Genomic DNA, 16,637 nt, shown 5'->3' on the forward strand with positions numbered 1-16,637 from the left:
GAAAGGGACGTGAAGTTTGGCTTAGTCATGATTCTCACTGAGGTTGATCTGTGAAAGATAAATTAAAAAATTCGATGTGGATGATTGCTGAAAAACTCATCGCAGTGTTTGGTCTGATTTTTGTGACGTCCTATGTCGCGAAATATGTTGGACCGACCACCTTCGGCATTATCTCACTCTCCATGCTGGTGTTTCAGTTTATTCAGTCGATCGCCGTGATGGGCAGCGATGTGATTTTGCTGAAGCGTATTTCGCAAAATCGTCATTCAGGTATTCGCCTGATGATGGCGACTTTTCTGCTGGTGATGCTGATTTACTGCGGTTTAGCGCTCAGCGGCATGGTGATCATGGGAGAGGCGTGGAGCCGTGAAGCGCTGGTATTTATCTGCGCAGCGGCGATGGCCTGTCTGTTCTCGTCGATTGATCTGGTCAATATCTACAACGAGGCCATGCTCAACGCTCGACTCAATGTGATCGCCAACGTGATCGGCCTCGCCATCAGTCTGTCAGTGCGCTTCATTATTTCGTATCTGCAACTGGACCCTCAGTTTCTGGCGATCCCCATTGTGCTGGCTACGTTGCTGCCGTTCAGCATCAAGCTGGCGATTTTCTGGCGCTATCATCGCCAGGGGCCGATTCCGGCGCTGCGCCACATCAAAAAGTATTCGCGCTACATGGTGGCTTCTGGCATTTCGCTGGTGTTCTCGGTGATCGCTATCGCGATTTATACCCGCGTCAACCAACTCAGCGTTTCGTATTTCCTCGGTGTAAAGGAGGCGGGGATATTTGCTGTTGCCATGACGCTGGCAACCTCATGGGTGTTTTTACCTAATGCCTTGTTGGCCTCATTTTTTCCGGCGTTCTTTGCCGAGCGTGATGATGAGCAGTCAATTGTCAAAGCGCAAAAACTGCATCTGCTGGTCGTGGGGGTGTCCGCCATTGTGATCATGGCGATATGGCAACTCGCAGGCTGGTTTATCCGTGACTTTTACGGCGAGGCGTATCTCGATGCCATCGCGCCGACGCTGCTGCTCAGTGTGGGCGCGATGTGTGGTGTGCTCAGCAGCCTCATGGACCGTTTTATTATTAAGTACAACGGTTATCGCTTTTTAGTGAAAAAGACCTTTGCGGTATTAATTATCTGCCTGGCATCGTCCATTTTATTGGTGCCGCTTTTGGGTTTAACCGGCGCTGCCCTCAGCGTGGTATTAACCGAATTCCTCTCTTTCTCGCTGCTTAATTATTTCTTCACTGCGCAACCGGTGATGCGTATTCATCAGATTTTTATCAACCCCAGGAAACTATGGCAGTTATTTGTCAATTACAAAACCTCAGACAGTAAAGAGAGTTTATCATGAATGAAAAACCACTTTTCAGTATTATTATTCCCGTCTATAACTCACAAAAAACCATCAAGCGGACATTGCTGAGTGTGCTTAATCAGACGTTCAGCGATTATGAAATTGTGGTGGTCAATGATGGTAGCACTGATTCAACCCTAAACGTACTGGAGGAGTTTTCACGTTATTCTCAGGTCACGGTAATAAACCAAAGGAACGCCGGTGTCAGCGCGGCTCGCAACAGCGGATTGCAACAGGCCAGTGGGGAATATGTTCTTTTCCTCGATGCAGATGATTGGGTGGATGATGATTTTCTAATGATCTTCAAACTGAATCTGGATGCATGGCCAACGGAGTCGGTAGATTTGATGGTAGGAAACCTCAACGACGGCCGTGTGGGCAAGGTCTCTCAGGCTGGCTTCTTCAGCAACGAGGATATTCCTTATGTGCTCGGTGAGCTGGAGATGAGCGACAACATTGGTTATTTGCATAATAAGTGTTATCGCCGTCAGATACTGAGTGAGCTGAATCTGCGCTTTATTGAGGGGATCTCAATGAGTGAGGATCTTTTATTTAACCTCAAATTCTTCAGCTGTATTAGCAATTTTCTGGTCACTCAGGGAACGGCTTACCATTATGAAGATGTTGCCGGTTCATTATCCAAGCAAAAGGTGCATTACAGCGAGCTCAAAGTCAGAAAACAGTTTCTGACCACGCTGTATGATTCTATCGTTGAGAAATATCAGGGGAGTAATCTCGATTACCTGCTAAAGGGCATTTCAAAACGCGTGCTGGCGTTAGATATGCAAATTGTCACGGCGATGTATCATTCGTCGTTTTCACCTGAAGATATCGCGCAGGAAATTAATGAAATAAAGCGGGGGAAATACTCGAAAGGTATTTTCATTCTGCTGAATAAAAATGAAAAACTGAAGTACATGATTATGAATTTGAATACTATCACAGCGTACTATTTCCTCTATGCACTCTACAGAATGCGCGCATTCTGATTTGAAATTCTCCCGGGATTATTCTCTGTCATTGTCTGCTGCGGATATTCCTCAGAATACCGAGTGGAACATTGGCTTCGCCAGAGAGCAGTTGCCGGGGGAGTTTCACCTTTCTCTACTGCAGTGCCTGTGGCAACGGTTCGCCGTTGCCACATTTTCCCCGTCCGCATAGCCCACTTTCAACGCCTCCCACTCGCGCATCACTCTCCTGTCAGCATCCCGTTCAGCCTGCAAATCGAACCCGACAAATCCTTGCACTCCTTCATGCTCTCAGGTCAAATAGCGCTCCATGCAAACGTTTGCGCGCGTGAATCATGCATTTTTGTTGATTTAATAACCGATTCGCGCATTTATGACGGCTTTGTGATGCATGTCTTGCGTTCAGGCAACCTTAAGTCGTCAAAAACGCGTAGCATGTGCCCCGTCGCACCAATGGCATGTTTAGCCGCCGTGATTTCGGCAGCATTGTTTAAAAGCTTTAAATTCTGGAGAGACAGATGGACAACTCACAAACCGTTGCGCAGGGCACGGTTGAGGCCCGTTCAACAGGCTGGCGTAAGAGTGATACCGTGTGGATGCTGGGCCTCTACGGTACAGCGATAGGCGCAGGCGTTTTGTTCCTGCCTATCAATGCAGGAGCAGGTGGTCTAATCCCCCTGATTATTATGACAATCCTCGCGTTCCCGATGACCTACTATGCACACCGAGCTCTGACGCGCTTTGTGCTGTCGGGTAAAAACCCCGGTGAAGATATTACTGAAGTGGTGGAAGAGCATTTCGGTGTGGGCGCAGGCAAGATCATCACCTTGCTCTATTTCTTCGCTATTTTCCCGATCCTGCTGATGTACAGCGTGGCGATCACCAACACCGTCGACAGCTTTATCGTGCATCAACTCGGGATGGTCTCGCCGCCGCGCGTGCTGCTGTCATTGGTACTGATCATCGGCATGATGACGGTGGTACGCTTTGGCGAGCAAATGATCGTCAAGGCAATGAGCGTGCTGGTGTTCCCGTTTGTCGCGGTGCTGATGCTACTGGCCGCCTATCTGGTGCCACACTGGCACGGCGCAGCCCTGGAAACGCTGTCGTTCAGCCAGGGTTCGGGCGATAGCAGTATCTGGATGACGCTGTGGCTGGCAATTCCGGTGATGGTGTTCTCCTTTAACCACTCGCCGATTATCTCGTCGTTCGCGGTGGCGAAGCGCAACGAGTATGGCGCAGCAGCGGAAAAGAAATGCTCACGCATTCTCGCTAGCGCACACTTGATGATGGTGGTGACGGTGATGTTCTTTGTGTTCAGCTGTGTGCTGAGCCTGTCACCGGCGGATTTGCAGGCGGCGAAAGAGCAGAACATCACAATTCTCTCCTATCTGGCGAACCACTTTAATGTGCCGATGATTGCCTGGATGGGACCGATTGTGGCGATGGTGGCGATCACCAAATCGTTCCTCGGCCACTATCTGGGTGCGCGTGAAGGCTTCAATGGAATTGTGGTGAAATCGCTGCGCAGCCGGGGAAAAAACGTGTCGCCTCAGCGTCTGAACCGCGTCACAACCGGCTTTATGCTGCTGACGACCTGGCTGGTTGCCACCTGGAACCCGAGTATTCTCGGCATGATTGAAACCCTGGGCGGGCCAATCATTGCGATGATTCTGTTCCTGATGCCGATGTACGCCATTCAGAAAGTCCCGGCGATGCGTCAGTACAGTGGCAAAATCAGCAATGTGTTTGTGGTGATTGTTGGCCTGTTAGCGATTTCGTCGATTGCGTATTCGCTGATGCATTGATGCATTGATGCATTGATGTAAAAGGGCGGCGCGACTCCTCGCGCCGCTCTGTCCTACACTGCCGCTGTCTTGAAGACGCTCATTGACTGCGCCAGACGATCGGCCTGTTCCTGCAATGCCTGAGAAGCGGCGGACGCTTCCTGAACTAACGCGGCGTTTTGCTGAGTCACCGCTTCCATCTGAGTAATCGCCAGATTGATCTCACTAATACCACTGCTCTGCTCGCTGCTGGCAATGGTAATTTCACTCATGATATCCGCCACGCTCTTCACGCTGTTCACCACTTCACCAATGGTGGTTCCCGCGTGCGTCACCAGACGGCTGCCTTCATCCACTTTCGAGACTGAGTCTTCAATCAGGACTTTGATCTCTTTCGCGGCAGAGGCGGAGCGCTGTGCCAGATTACGCACTTCGGTGGCGACCACAGCAAATCCACGGCCTTGTTCACCGGCGCGAGCAGCTTCAACCGCAGCGTTAAGCGAGAGAATGTTGGTCTGGAAGGCAATGGAGTCGATCACGCTGATGATATCGACAATTTTTTTAGAAGAGAGAGTGATCGCCTCCATCTTCTCGATGACCTGTTCCATCACCACGCCACCCTCTTTGGCAACGGTTGAGGTGGTGGCCACCAGCTGATTGGCTTCACGCGCGTTATCCGCATTGTGCTTCACGGTGGCGGTCATCTGCTCCATGGCGGAGGCGGTCTCTTCCAGCGAGCTGGCCTGCTGCTCGGTACGGGATGAGAGATCGATGTTGCCGCTGGAGATCTGATTTGAGGCCACGGCAATCGTGTCAGAACCGGCACGCACGTTGGACACGATGGTCAGCAGGTTATCGTTCATCGCCTGCAGTGCCTGCATCAGCACGGCGGTTTCATCTTTGCCGCTGACCTCGATGTGGGAGCTGAGATCGCCCGCCGCCACTTTCTCGGCGATGCCAACCGCTTCATTGAGCGGGCGGACAATTGAGCGCGTCAGCATAAAGCCAAGCAGCACGGAGGCGGCAATCGCAATCGCCGAGAAGATCAGTGTGATTTCAATCGCAGTCGAGCCGTCATCAATAATGCCAGTGCCTTCTTTGCGCAGCTGATCGGACTGTGAGTTGGCGAAAGCCACCGCGCTATCAAGGTAGGCGTTCTGGGTACTGGTGATTTTCTTGAGCACATAAGTGCTGGCTTCCTCGAGCTTGCCTGCACGTACCAGTTCCAGCACTTCATTCTTTTGCTGCTCAAACAGCTGGCTGGCGGCCAGCAGACCGGCGATTTTCTTTTTACCGATTTCGGTAACCTGAATGGCTTCGATCTTTTTCATGGCGCTGTTGGTGCGTTCGGTTGCCTCATCCAGCTGCTTATAGCGTTGCACGTTATATTCCGGGCGCAGTGTATCAATCACCATGCCGCGTAAGTATTTGATCTGATCGTTCACACCATCGCGCACGTCAAAACCCAGACGGACTTTGACATAGCGGTCTTCCACAATAGAGGTGATGCCGTTTTTAATGTTGTTGATTTTCATAATCGACGTCACACCGACTACGCCCAGAAGGGCCACAACAAGTGCGAAGGCTATCCCTAAACGGACGCCCACTTTCATATTCTTTAAGCTCAACATTGGTTCTCCCCGTAATGCTAAATAGTGTTGTTTTCAAGACGGAAAAGCAGGCTGAGGGCCCGCATCAGGCTGATGTTTTATAAGGTAAAGATACTTTCCGGGCGTAATTAATCTGGTATGGCAGCGCCGGTTCAAGCGCTATCAGTTATCGGTTGTTAATGTTTTAACTTTAATTTTTTAGAGGTGCGTCACAAAACCGTTAACATGATTAATGAGTGGATCGGTTTTATCTGGGAAGGCAGGACGTAAAAAAGGCGCGAATAACGCGCCTTATAGGGAGGTAGGGGAGATTAGAAAGGATTAACGTTTCTTTTCCAGCACGCGATGGATCACGCTCGACAGTTCATTAATCTCAAATTTCGCCACATAGCCATCGGCACCGACTTTATGCACGTGGTCTTCGTTGGCACTGCCGGAGAGCGAGGAGTGGATCACCACCGGAATCTGACGCAATGCATCATCACGTTTGATATTACGCGTCAGGGTAAAGCCATCCATCTCTGGCATTTCCAGATCGGTTAACACCAGTGCGATTTTGTCGTGTATCGACTCGCCTGCCGCTGCGGCTTCTTTCTGCATCTCGTTAATTTTGATCCAGGCTTCCAGACCGGTGTTATGCATGATGGCCGGAATGCCCATGCTTTTCAGACCCTGTTCCAGCAACTGACGCGCCACTTTGGAGTCTTCCGCGACAATCGCCACCTGGCCAGGCTTGAGGTTGAAATCTTTCGCCGTCTCAGCACTTGGCTCAACGCCACGCACCGAAGGGATGATGTCATACAGAATCTGCTCAACGTCCAGCACCATTGCCAGATTGTTGCTCTGACCGTCGGTATCGAGGCAGGCGATACTGGTGATATTGCGGCTGCCAATGCCGGCTTCGGCAGTGTGCACCTGGTTCCAGTCGAGACGGACGATATTCTCCACCGACTCCACCGCGAAGGCCTGGGTGCTGCGCGCATATTCGGTCACCAGCAGCAGATTGAGGCCGGTTTCCGGTTTACAACCGGTCACTGCGGGCAGGTCGATGACCGGGATAAACTGACCGCGAATACTGGCCATACCGAGCAGCGGTGACTGCATACCCGCTGCACGGGTAATGGTGGGCATCGGTACGATTTCGCGCAGTTTAAACACGTTGATGCCGTATAGCTCAGATTTGCCTTTCAGCTGATCGGAACCCAGGCGGAACAGCAGCAGTTCGAATTTATTGGAAAGCGCAAGGTTAGCGCGTTCATCGATCTCTTTCTGAAAATTATCCATCATGGCCTCAAGCGGAATCTGGGCTGGGTAAAGGGGCAATGATTAACTTATCGGCAGCGCGGAAAAAAAATGAAGGGGCGGGGCAGAAAATTTAGCGCGAGAGTGAATACCCTCGCGCATAGGGGATTACTTCAGCAGGATGGCGCGGACGCTTTTGCCTTTGATCTTGCCTTCTTTCAGTTTGATCAGCGCTTTCTTCGCTTGTGCGGCATCGATCGCCACATAAGCGTGGGTTTGCGTCAGGTCGATCTTACCGATTTGATCAGCGCTGAATCCGGCTTCACCGGTGAGCGCGCCGAGGATATCGCCAGGGCGGATTTTGGCTTTGCGCCCACCATCAATGCACAGCGTCATTTTGGTGGCAGGCAGAGCTTGCGCCGCTTTCCCTTTCAGGGTAGCGGAGGAAACCCAGTTGAGTTTCTGGCTCAGATACTCTTCCAGCGCATTAGCACGCACCATTTCATCGGGCGCGACGAAGCTGACCGCCAGTCCTTTTTCGCCTGCACGACCGGTACGACCGATGCGATGGATATGCACTTCAGGATCCCATGCCAGCTGGAAGTTCACCACCAACGCCAGCGATTTGATATCCAGCCCGCGTGCAGCCACGTCGGTGGCAATCAGCACGCGGATGCTGCCGTTGGCGAAACGGATCAGCACTCGTTCACGATCGCGCTGCTCCAGATCGCCATGCAGTGCCAGTGCACTGATTTGACGATCGTTCAATGCCGCTGCGACGTCATCACACTCACGTTTGGTATTACAGAACACCACGCAAGAAGCGGGCTGCTGCTGGCTGAGCAGGGCACTGAGCAGATTGCCACGCTCACTGACGCTGGCTTCGATAAATTGCTGATCAATAGCAGGCAGTTCCGCTTTGTCTTCCGTGGCCACGGCCAATGCATCGCGCTGGAAACGCTGGCTGAGGCTGGCGATGGTATCCGGCCAGGTGGCAGAGAACAGCAGCGTCTGGCGTGCATCCGGCGTGAAACTAATAATCGCTTCCATATCGTCGCGGAAACCCATCTCCAGCATGCGATCGGCTTCATCTAACACCAGCGTTTGCAGTGCGGTGAGATCGAGGTTGTCGCGCTTCAGGTGATCAAGGATGCGGCCCGGCGTGCCGACCACAATATGCGGTGCGTGCACCAGCGAATCGCGCTGCGCACTCATCGGTTGACCGCCGCACAGCGTCAATATTTTGATGTTGCGGGTAAAACGTGCCAGCTGACGCAGCACATTACTCACCTGATCGGCCAGTTCACGCGTTGGACATAGAATCAACGCCTGAGTTTGGGTTCGGGTGTTGTCAATGCGCTGCAGCAGGCCGATCCCAAAGGCGGCCGTCTTGCCGCTGCCGGTTTTCGCCTGCGCACGCACATCGCGCCCTGCAAGAATAGCGGGCAGAGAAGCGGCCTGAATCGGTGTCATGGCGTCGAAGCCCATCTCGCGCAGGTTGTCGAGTTGGCTGGCAGGGAGTTGCGTCAGGGTAGAAAAAGCGGTCACGGGAATGTCTCAAATAGCGGTCAGGATTGCGGCGGTCAGTCTCGCAGAAAGGGCTGCTATCGGCAATGCAAATTGCGTAATTGATAACACCATGAAATCAATTAGCGTGGCGATTATTTGGTTAAATAACCAACTAAAATAGATGTAAAGTTCTAATCATTTACTTCTGAATGGCCAGTTGCTTCAAAACGTGTGAAACGTCTTTCCTGAATGAAAAGGTGCAATTAGCGTTGATAAAGGGACTATATAGCGTCTTTTTGACCTGTTTTTGTCTATGTTACGCTTATGTGTCACTTAAGATGGGTAAAATTCCGATTAAAATAACCTGCCGTTTTGCTTTATATTTGGTGCGCCATTTGGCAAACAATAATATATTCAGAGGTCCACTTTGAGTCTTTACGTCCAGGGACAAAACGAAGACATTCTGAAAATCGTCGGCCGCGCCGTGTTAACCCTGCATCTGCACGGAGAGGCCTTATCTTCGGATAAAGTCAGCTCCATGATTGCCTGTTACGCGGAAGAAGAGCCAGCTAGCGACGATGAAAACCAGCGTTTGTATGCGCTGGCTATTCAGATGTTATCGTAAATCCAGCAACTCGTATGGGGCGCTTGCCGCCCCTGCATTTACCGTTCATCAAGCCTCCGTAAGGAGGCTTTTTTGATCTCAGACGCTGAACACCGGCATACCGCTGTGGACGGTGGCTCGTACCGGCGAGATGCGGGCGACAGCCTCAGCGGAGCAGCTCGCCTCAACCAGCATCATGCTGGCGTCATCCTGGACTTTCGGCCACTGGCGCTCGCCCTGGTTCGATAGCGGCAAGATACCGCCGGTGGCAATGTGCAGTGCCCGGCTCAAACCAAACTCATCCGAACCGCGATAGAGTTGTGCATACAGGTTGGCTTTCTCCAGCATGCTGCCGGTGCCAAACGGTGACCAGTGATCGATCACGCTGTCGGTGCCGGTCATTACCGTGATGCCCGCGGCCTGCAATTGCGGTAACGGCATGGTGAGTTTGCCGATGGGGATGGTGGACGCCACGCTCATCTGTTGTTCAGCCATGCCTGCAATCATCTTATCGAGCGTTTTGCCTTCCAGCGTGGCCAGCGCAAAGCCATGGCTCAGCGTCACTCTGCCTTTGAGCGGCGGGTTCTTCGCGATGGTGTCCACCATATACTGAATGGCCGCCACGCCAGAAGGTGCGGTTTCGTGCAGATGGATATCGACGCCACGATCAAAATCGAGCGCAATCTGGAACATAGCATCCAGCGAGGCCTGCATCGCGCCATCCACATTGGTGGGATCCAATCCGCCAACGTACTGCACGCCCATCTGCATCGCTTCGCGCATCAGGCCATCCACTTTGGAATGCAGTAAACCGTGCTGTGGGAAGGCGACAATTTCACAGGGAAATTCGGGGTGGTTCGCCAGCGCCCGCTTCAGATGCTCCAGGCTTTTTAGGCCACTCACCGGATCGATGTTGCAGTGGCTGCGTGCTTCGGTGGTGCCTTTACTGTGCAGCAAACCGATCAAAGCTTCGGCACGCGCCTGTGAGGTGGGCAGTAACTGCGGGATCAGTACCTGCTCACGGGCAATCATATCCATTATGGTTTTGCCCTGGCGCGGACGTGGGGCTTGCCAGGGGCCACTGTAAAATGTTTTATCCAGGTGGATGTGCATGTCACGGGTGCGCGGCAACAGCAGCGAACCTTCGGCATCCCACTGCGGAATGTCGGCGTTGCGTGCTTTGCCGGCGGCGTCGATGGCAGCAAATTTGCCATCTTTGACGGTGATATCGTAAAGCGCAGTGCGCGTCGCGATGATGTCGTTGCCCTCACGCTCAAAGCCTTCCTCGAGGCGTACGTTGAGCAATTGGTAATGGGTTACGCGCGGGGGCTGCGTAGAGATTGGCGCTGCGGCGGAAGAGGGCGATGAGGCGGCGGCGTTCATACCGGCTGCCAGCAGGCTACCGGCAGCTGTGAGGCGTACGCCCTGGCTAATAAAATCACGACGGCTGGGTGAAGTGCGGTGCATCAGAGGCTCCAGTCAACAAGGAAAACGTTAATCTGGCAAAACCCGGGCTGCGGCGCTGCGATATTTCCCACTGCTGAGCAGTGGGAAAATCACTGCCACTTTAACTGGCAAAATTCCACTAACGCCACGGCCAGCGCCTGTTGCAAATCGTCCTGTGGAGAGCGGCAAAACAGCGCCAGCTCAAAGTGGCTGATCGGCGGTAAGCCTGCGGCTTCGTCCAGCACACGATGGCCGGGCAGGCGACAACTGGCAGGCAGCAGCGTTAAACCTAATCCGGCCGCGCTGGCACTGGCGAGTGCCACCAGACTGGCGCTGCTGTAGCTGATGCGCCAGCTGCGGCCCAGCGCATCCAGCGTCTGACACATCTCCTCGCGATACAGTCCCTGCTGGGGAAATACCACCAGCGGCACTGGCGTCTGCTCAAAGCAGGGGTGTTCGGCGCTGTCCAGCCACAGCAGGGGTTCCGGTCGCGCTGCCAATGGGCGTTCACCGCCGGGTTGCTTGATCAGCATGATATCCAGCTCTTCTCGCTGCCACGCACGATGCAAGTCGACATACATGCCGCTCATCACGTCGAGGCGCAGCTGCGGATGTTCGCGGCTGAACTGCGCCAGCAGTGCTGCGGTGGGGGCAGCAAAATCCTCTGGTACGCCGAGGCGCAGGACGCCATCGCGCCACTTGTCGCTCAGCACATCGTGCGCTTCGCCGTTAAGCGCAATGATCCGGCGGGCATAGCCCAGTAATTTCTCTCCCTCTTCAGTTAACACCACCTGATGCGAGGTGCGTTCCAGCAGCGCTTTACCGATCATCTCTTCAAGGCGGCGTACCTGCTGGCTGACGGTGGATTGCGATAGATGCACGCGGTCGGCGGCGCGCGTAAAGCTGGCGGTTTCGCATACCGCAACAAAACTGAGTAACTGCTGTGGCGTAAACATCGGCTGACGATTCATTTTTCCACTGATCGCTATGGTGTTATTTCATTTCCAAATAGTAACCATTGCTGCGACCCTGACAACCTTTCTACTGCAGGATTGTGTATGAACCGACATTCCAACGGATTGACGCTCGCCGCTTTGGTGCTGGCCGGGCTCAATATGCGTCCGTTACTGACTTCTGTTAGCCCATTGCTGGGCGAACTGCGCCAGGCCATGAGCCTCTCTTCCATTGCCGCTTCGTTGTTACCCGCCGTACCGATGGTGATGATGGGCGCGGTGGCGCTACTCAGCGCCTCCCTGATGCAACGTGTTCCGCTGCAACGTTTGTTGATCGCCGGGCTGGTCCTGCTGCTGCTGGCGCTGGCCGCACGCAGTGTGATTCACGACGGGCAATGGCTGGTGGTCAGCGCGCTTTTTGCCGGGCTGGGGGTTGGCGTGGTGCAGATGGCGATGCCAGGGTTGATCCGCCAGCGCTTTGCCCAGCGCAGCGCCCCCGTTACCGGGTTGTGGGCGGGCGCGTTAATGGGCGGCGGAGGATTGGGGGCAGCACTCTCGCCGTGGCTCAGTGCGCATTTCGGCTGGTCACTGGCGCTCACCGGTTGGGCACTGCCCGTATTGCTGGCGATTGTGCTGTGGTGGATCGTGCGTGTGCCGGTGGCGCAAAGCGCAGAGTCGGTATCTATGCCCTCGCTATGGCGCAAACCGCGCGCCTGGTCGCTGGCACTCAGTTTTGGCCTTGTCAATGGCGGTTATGCCACCTGCGTCGCCTGGCTTCCGGATGCTTATCACCACCTTGGCTGGTCAGCACAGGCGGGCGGCTCGTTACTGGGGGGGATGATCCTTTGCCAGGTGGCTGGCGCGCTGTTGATGCCCTTGCTGGCGCGCAAGGCGGATCGCCGTCCACAGCTGATCATTAGTCTGGTTTGCCAGCTGGTCGGTATGTGCGGCTTCCTGTTTGCCCCCCTGATGGCGCCATGGTTGTGGGCGGCGATTGCCGGATTTGGTTTAGGGGCTGCGTTCCCGCTGGCGATGGTGCTGGCGCTCGATCACCTGCCACATCCGCAGGCGGGTGCACGCCTGGTGGCGTTTATGCAGGGCGCAGGTTTCATCATCGCCGGGTGTATGCCGTTTATCGCCGGTCAGTTGCAGGTGCTGACGCACAGTTTTACCAGCGTGTGGATGATGCAGGGCGCCGTAACGGTGGGATTGATCGTGCTGAATCTTCGCTTTCATCCCCACAGTTATCGTCGGGCCTTTGGTCAGACAGAATGATGATTGGTCCTACCAAAACGATTTAAATGTTGCCGCATCGTCACATAACACGAAAAATAACCCCAACCTCGTTGCTTTAGGTTAACAATGCATTAACTATCTGGAGCCAGAAAGCCCCCACACTGCAATTTGGTCCTACCAATTTCATTGAGCAGAAGGGCAAGACCTGCGGCGCAAACCTGCATTGCCGTTGCGCTGCACTCATCTGGTAACCTCTGGAGATAACGGCATGCCGGTGTGGCAACAAAACTACGATCCTCTCAACAATCTGTGGCTCTCCAGCCTGGTGGCGGTGATCCCGATTGTGTTTTTCTTCTTCGCCCTGCTGAAGCTCAAGCTGAAAGGCTATCAGGCGGGCACCGCCACGGTGGTGATTGCAGTGCTGGTGGCGCTGTTCCTGTATGGCATGCCGTTGGGCCAGGCGCTGGCTTCCGTGGTGTATGGCTTCCTGTACGGCCTGTGGCCAATCGCCTGGATCATCGTCGCGGCAGTATTTGTGTATAAAATCTCGGTGAAAACCGGACAATTCGACATCATCCGTGCTTCGATCCTCTCCATCACACCCGATCAGCGCTTGCAGATGCTGATCGTCGGATTCTCCTTCGGCGCGTTTCTCGAAGGGGCGGCGGGTTTTGGCGCACCGGTGGCAATCACCGCAGCCCTGCTGGTGGGATTGGGCTTTAATCCGCTGTACGCGGCTGGCTTATGCTTGATCGTCAACACCGCGCCAGTAGCCTTTGGTGCGATGGGGATTCCGATTATTGTCGCCGGTCAAGTCACCGGACTTGACAGCTTCCAGATTGGCCAGATGGCCGGGCGTCAATTGCCGTTCCTGACCCTTATTGTGCTGTTCTGGATCATGGCGATTATGGATGGCTGGCGCGGTATCAAGGAAACATGGCCAGCGGTGATCGTCGCCGGTGGGTCGTTTGCCATTGCGCAGTTCCTCAGCTCCAACTTCCTCGGCCCGGAATTGCCGGACATCATCTCGTCACTGGCCTCTCTTATCTGCCTCACGCTGTTCCTGCGCCGCTGGAAGCCAGTACGTATTTTCCGTTTCGATGAGAAAACCGCCGTTGACCCGACGCAAACCTCTCAGCGCTATACGCTGGGCCAGATTGTGCGCGCGTGGATGCCATTCCTGTTCCTCACGGCTACCGTCACCCTGTGGAGCATTCCGCCGTTCAAGGCGCTGTTTGCTAAAGGTGGCGTGATGTATGACTGGGTGTTCAGCGTTCCGGTACCGCTGCTGCATGAGCTGGTGGCACGTATGCCGCCGGTGGTGAGTGCGGCAACGCCTTATGCGGCCATCTTCAAGTTTGATGTGCTGTCAGCCACCGGTACAGCGATTATCGTGGCGGCGGTGCTGTCCGTGATCTGGCTGCGTATGAAGCCCGCTGCGGCGATCCAGACCTTCGGTGAGACGCTGAAAGAACTGGCACTGCCCATCTACTCCATCGGTATGGTGCTGGCCTTCGCCTTTATCTCCAACTACTCCGGATTGTCTGCCACACTGGCCTTAGCGCTGGCGCACACCGGCAATGCCTTTACTTTCTTCTCGCCGTTCCTTGGCTGGCTTGGCGTGTTTCTGACAGGATCTGATACCTCTTCAAATGCGTTGTTCGCGGCGTTGCAGGCCACCACCGCGCAGCAGATTGGTGTGTCGGATGTGCTGCTGGTGGCCGCCAACACCACGGGTGGCGTGACGGGTAAGATGATTTCACCTCAGTCGATCGCCATCGCCTGCGCCGCCGTGGGGCTGGTGGGTAAAGAGTCGGATCTGTTCCGCTTTACCGTTAAACACAGTCTGATCTTCACCTGTATGGTGGGGCTGATCACTACGCTGCAAGCTTATGTCTTAACCTGGATGATTCCATGACAGAAAACACGCCGCGATTAGCGGAAACGCTACGGGCGCGATTGCTCGCCTGGATTGAGGAACACCAGCTGGAGCCGGGTATGCGCTTACCGGCCGAGCGCCAGCTGGCCGCTGAGTTCGGTGTGTCACGCTCATCATTGCGTGAGGCGATTCAGCAGCTGATCAGTAGCGGCGTGTTAATCAGTAAACGCGGCGGCGGTACCTGGCTGTGTGAGCCGCAGGAGCCCTGGTCGGAACAGCGTATTGTTGAGCCGATTCGCCAACTGCTGGCGGACGATCCCGATTATCGCTGGGATATTTTGGAAGCGCGCCACGCTATCGAAGCCAGCACCGCCTGGCACGCCGCCTTGCGTGCCACTGAAGCGGATAAAGAGAAGCTGCGCCTCGCTTTTGATGCCCTGCTCAAGATGCACGACTGTGATGATCCCGATATCGCGGCACAAGCCGACCTGCGCTTCCATCTCGCCATCGCTGAGGCCTCGCACAATGTGGTGCTGCTGCAAACCATGCGTGGTTTCTTCGATTTGCTGCAGTCCTCGGTACTGCACAGCCGTCAGCGCATGTACACCCAGCCGGTGATCTTTAATCGCCTGAATGAACAGCACCAGGCGATGTTCGATGCGGTGATGGCCGGTGATGCCGAGGCGGCACGCCAGGCGGCGATGGATCACCTCGGCTTTGTACATACCACCTTGAAATCGCTCCATGAAGATGAAGCCCGGCAGGCGCGCATTACCCGCTTGCCAGGCGAATCCCTGGATAATCGTAAGGAAAAAAACTGATGATCATCTCTGCAGCCAGTGACTATCGCGCCGCGGCGCAACGCATCCTGCCCCCGTTCCTGTTCCACTATCTTGACGGCGGCGCGTATGCCGAACACACCCTGAAGCGCAATGTGTCCGATCTGTCGGACGTGGCGCTGCGTCAGCGGGTGCTGAAGAACATGTCCGATCTCAGTCTGGAAACCAAACTGTTCAACGAAACGCTGTCGATGCCGGTCGCGTTAGCGCCCGTGGGTTTGTGCGGCATGTACGCGCGACGCGGGGAAGTGCAGGCCGCGCGAGCAGCGGCACTGAAAGGTATTCCGTTCACGCTCTCCACGGTATCGCTGTGTCCGATTGAAGAGGTGGCGCCAGCCATTAATCGTCCGATGTGGTTCCAGCTGTATGTGCTGCGCGATCGTGGCTTCATGCGTAACGCACTGGAACGCGCGAAAGCGGCGGGCTGCTCGACACTGGTCTTTACCGTGGATATGCCGACACCGGGCGCACGCTATCGCGATGCGCATTCGGGCATGAGCGGGCCAAACGCGGCGATGCGTCGCTACTGGCAGGCGGTAACGCATCCGCAGTGGGCGTGGGATGTGGGTCTGCATGGCCGTCCGCACGATCTCGGTAATATCTCAGCCTATCTCGGTAAACCTACCGGACTGGAAGATTACATTGGCTGGCTGGCGAACAACTTTGACCCGTCGATTTCATGGAAAGATCTGGAGTGGATTCGCGAATTCTGGGATGGCCCGATGGTGATCAAAGGTATTCTGGATCCCGAAGATGCGCGAGATGCGGTGCGCTTCGGTGCGGACGGTATTGTGGTGTCGAACCACGGTGGACGCCAGCTGGATGGCGTGCTGTCATCGGCGCGCGCTCTGCCCGCCATTGCAGACGCGGTGAAAGGCGATATTGCCATTCTGGCCGACAGCGGTATCCGCAATGGATTGGATGTGGTGCGCATGATCGCACTGGGTGCAGACACGGTACTGCTGGGCCGCGCCTTTATCTACGCACTGGCGACCCGTGGTCAGCGTGGCGTTGAGAATTTGCTGAATTTGATCGAAAAAGAGATGAAAGTGGCGATGACGCTGACCGGGGCCAAAACCATTGCCGAGATCACCCAGGACTCGCTGGTGCAGGCGAATGCGCTGCTGAGCGAAGCGGGTTTACATCCGGCTCGACCACGTGCCGTGAGCTGAGTTGCGGAAAGCAAAATGAGAGGCGTTGTCT

General features: G+C 54.8%; 13 protein-coding genes. 8 read left to right on the forward strand and 5 right to left on the reverse strand.

Annotation, left to right across the window (positions count from 1 at the left end; all coding sequences use genetic code 11):
* The first annotated feature begins 50 nt into the window (after positions 1 to 50).
* The 3 genes from AC6I8L_RS04315 (at position 51) to AC6I8L_RS04325 (ending at position 4,137) form a co-directional block, all read left to right on the forward strand.
* Positions 51 to 1,358 (forward strand): oligosaccharide flippase family protein, encoded by a 1,308-nt coding sequence (locus AC6I8L_RS04315; protein ID WP_058961536.1) that lies wholly within the window; start codon positions 51 to 53, stop codon positions 1,356 to 1,358.
* A complete protein-coding gene (locus AC6I8L_RS04320) occupies positions 1,355 to 2,350 on the forward strand; it encodes a glycosyltransferase family 2 protein (RefSeq protein WP_058961535.1) in 996 nt (331 codons plus the stop codon). The genes AC6I8L_RS04315 and AC6I8L_RS04320 overlap by 4 nt, the downstream gene beginning before the upstream one ends.
* Before the next feature lie 497 nt (positions 2,351 to 2,847).
* Positions 2,848 to 4,137 (forward strand): HAAAP family serine/threonine permease, encoded by a 1,290-nt coding sequence (locus tag AC6I8L_RS04325; RefSeq protein ID WP_058961534.1) that lies wholly within the window; start codon positions 2,848 to 2,850, stop codon positions 4,135 to 4,137.
* 53 nt (positions 4,138 to 4,190) lie between these two features.
* Here AC6I8L_RS04325 and AC6I8L_RS04330 read toward each other — a convergent pair whose 3' ends face one another.
* From AC6I8L_RS04330 to dbpA, 3 genes are all read right to left on the reverse strand, one after another.
* Entirely contained in the window at positions 4,191 to 5,747 is a 1,557-nt protein-coding gene (locus tag AC6I8L_RS04330) for a methyl-accepting chemotaxis protein (protein WP_058961533.1), read from the reverse strand.
* A gap of 300 nt (positions 5,748 to 6,047) precedes the next feature.
* The gene (locus tag AC6I8L_RS04335) at positions 6,048 to 7,010 is read right to left on the reverse strand and encodes a chemotaxis protein (protein ID WP_058961532.1); all 963 of its coding nucleotides are present in this window, start codon (positions 7,008 to 7,010) and stop codon (positions 6,048 to 6,050) included.
* Between the two features lie 126 nt (positions 7,011 to 7,136).
* The gene (gene dbpA, locus AC6I8L_RS04340; RefSeq protein WP_058961531.1) at positions 7,137 to 8,516 is read right to left on the reverse strand and encodes an ATP-dependent RNA helicase DbpA; all 1,380 of its coding nucleotides are present in this window, start codon (positions 8,514 to 8,516) and stop codon (positions 7,137 to 7,139) included.
* A 388-nt stretch (positions 8,517 to 8,904) separates the two neighbouring features.
* On the opposite strand from dbpA, the gene AC6I8L_RS04345 reads away from it, so the two are divergent.
* On the forward strand, positions 8,905 to 9,102 hold the full coding sequence (locus AC6I8L_RS04345; RefSeq protein WP_058961530.1) for a hypothetical protein: 198 nt from the start codon (positions 8,905 to 8,907) through the stop codon (positions 9,100 to 9,102).
* A gap of 78 nt (positions 9,103 to 9,180) precedes the next feature.
* On the opposite strand, the gene AC6I8L_RS04350 is transcribed toward AC6I8L_RS04345, so the two are convergent.
* Entirely contained in the window at positions 9,181 to 10,548 is a 1,368-nt protein-coding gene (locus AC6I8L_RS04350; protein WP_058961529.1) for an amidohydrolase family protein, read from the reverse strand.
* An 89-nt stretch (positions 10,549 to 10,637) separates the two neighbouring features.
* On the reverse strand, positions 10,638 to 11,498 hold the full coding sequence (locus AC6I8L_RS04355; RefSeq protein WP_058961528.1) for a LysR family transcriptional regulator: 861 nt from the start codon (positions 11,496 to 11,498) through the stop codon (positions 10,638 to 10,640).
* Between the two features lie 87 nt (positions 11,499 to 11,585).
* On the opposite strand from AC6I8L_RS04355, the gene AC6I8L_RS04360 reads away from it, so the two are divergent.
* The 4 genes from AC6I8L_RS04360 to lldD all read left to right on the forward strand — a co-directional run bounded on the left by AC6I8L_RS04360 (position 11,586) and on the right by lldD (position 16,606).
* Positions 11,586 to 12,755: a cyanate transporter gene (locus AC6I8L_RS04360; RefSeq protein ID WP_479398061.1), complete on the forward strand. Its 1,170-nt coding sequence runs from the start codon at positions 11,586 to 11,588 to the stop codon at positions 12,753 to 12,755.
* A gap of 229 nt (positions 12,756 to 12,984) precedes the next feature.
* The gene (gene lldP, locus AC6I8L_RS04365) at positions 12,985 to 14,634 is read left to right on the forward strand and encodes an L-lactate permease (RefSeq protein WP_058961477.1); all 1,650 of its coding nucleotides are present in this window, start codon (positions 12,985 to 12,987) and stop codon (positions 14,632 to 14,634) included.
* The gene (gene lldR, locus AC6I8L_RS04370) at positions 14,631 to 15,416 is read left to right on the forward strand and encodes a transcriptional regulator LldR (RefSeq protein WP_034830467.1); all 786 of its coding nucleotides are present in this window, start codon (positions 14,631 to 14,633) and stop codon (positions 15,414 to 15,416) included. The genes lldP and lldR overlap by 4 nt, the downstream gene beginning before the upstream one ends.
* Positions 15,416 to 16,606: an FMN-dependent L-lactate dehydrogenase LldD gene (gene lldD / locus AC6I8L_RS04375; RefSeq protein ID WP_479398062.1), complete on the forward strand. Its 1,191-nt coding sequence runs from the start codon at positions 15,416 to 15,418 to the stop codon at positions 16,604 to 16,606. The genes lldR and lldD overlap by 1 nt, the downstream gene beginning before the upstream one ends.
* Positions 16,607 to 16,637: the final 31 nt, after the last annotated feature.

It is taken from the genome of Type-E symbiont of Plautia stali, from assembly GCF_059731115.1.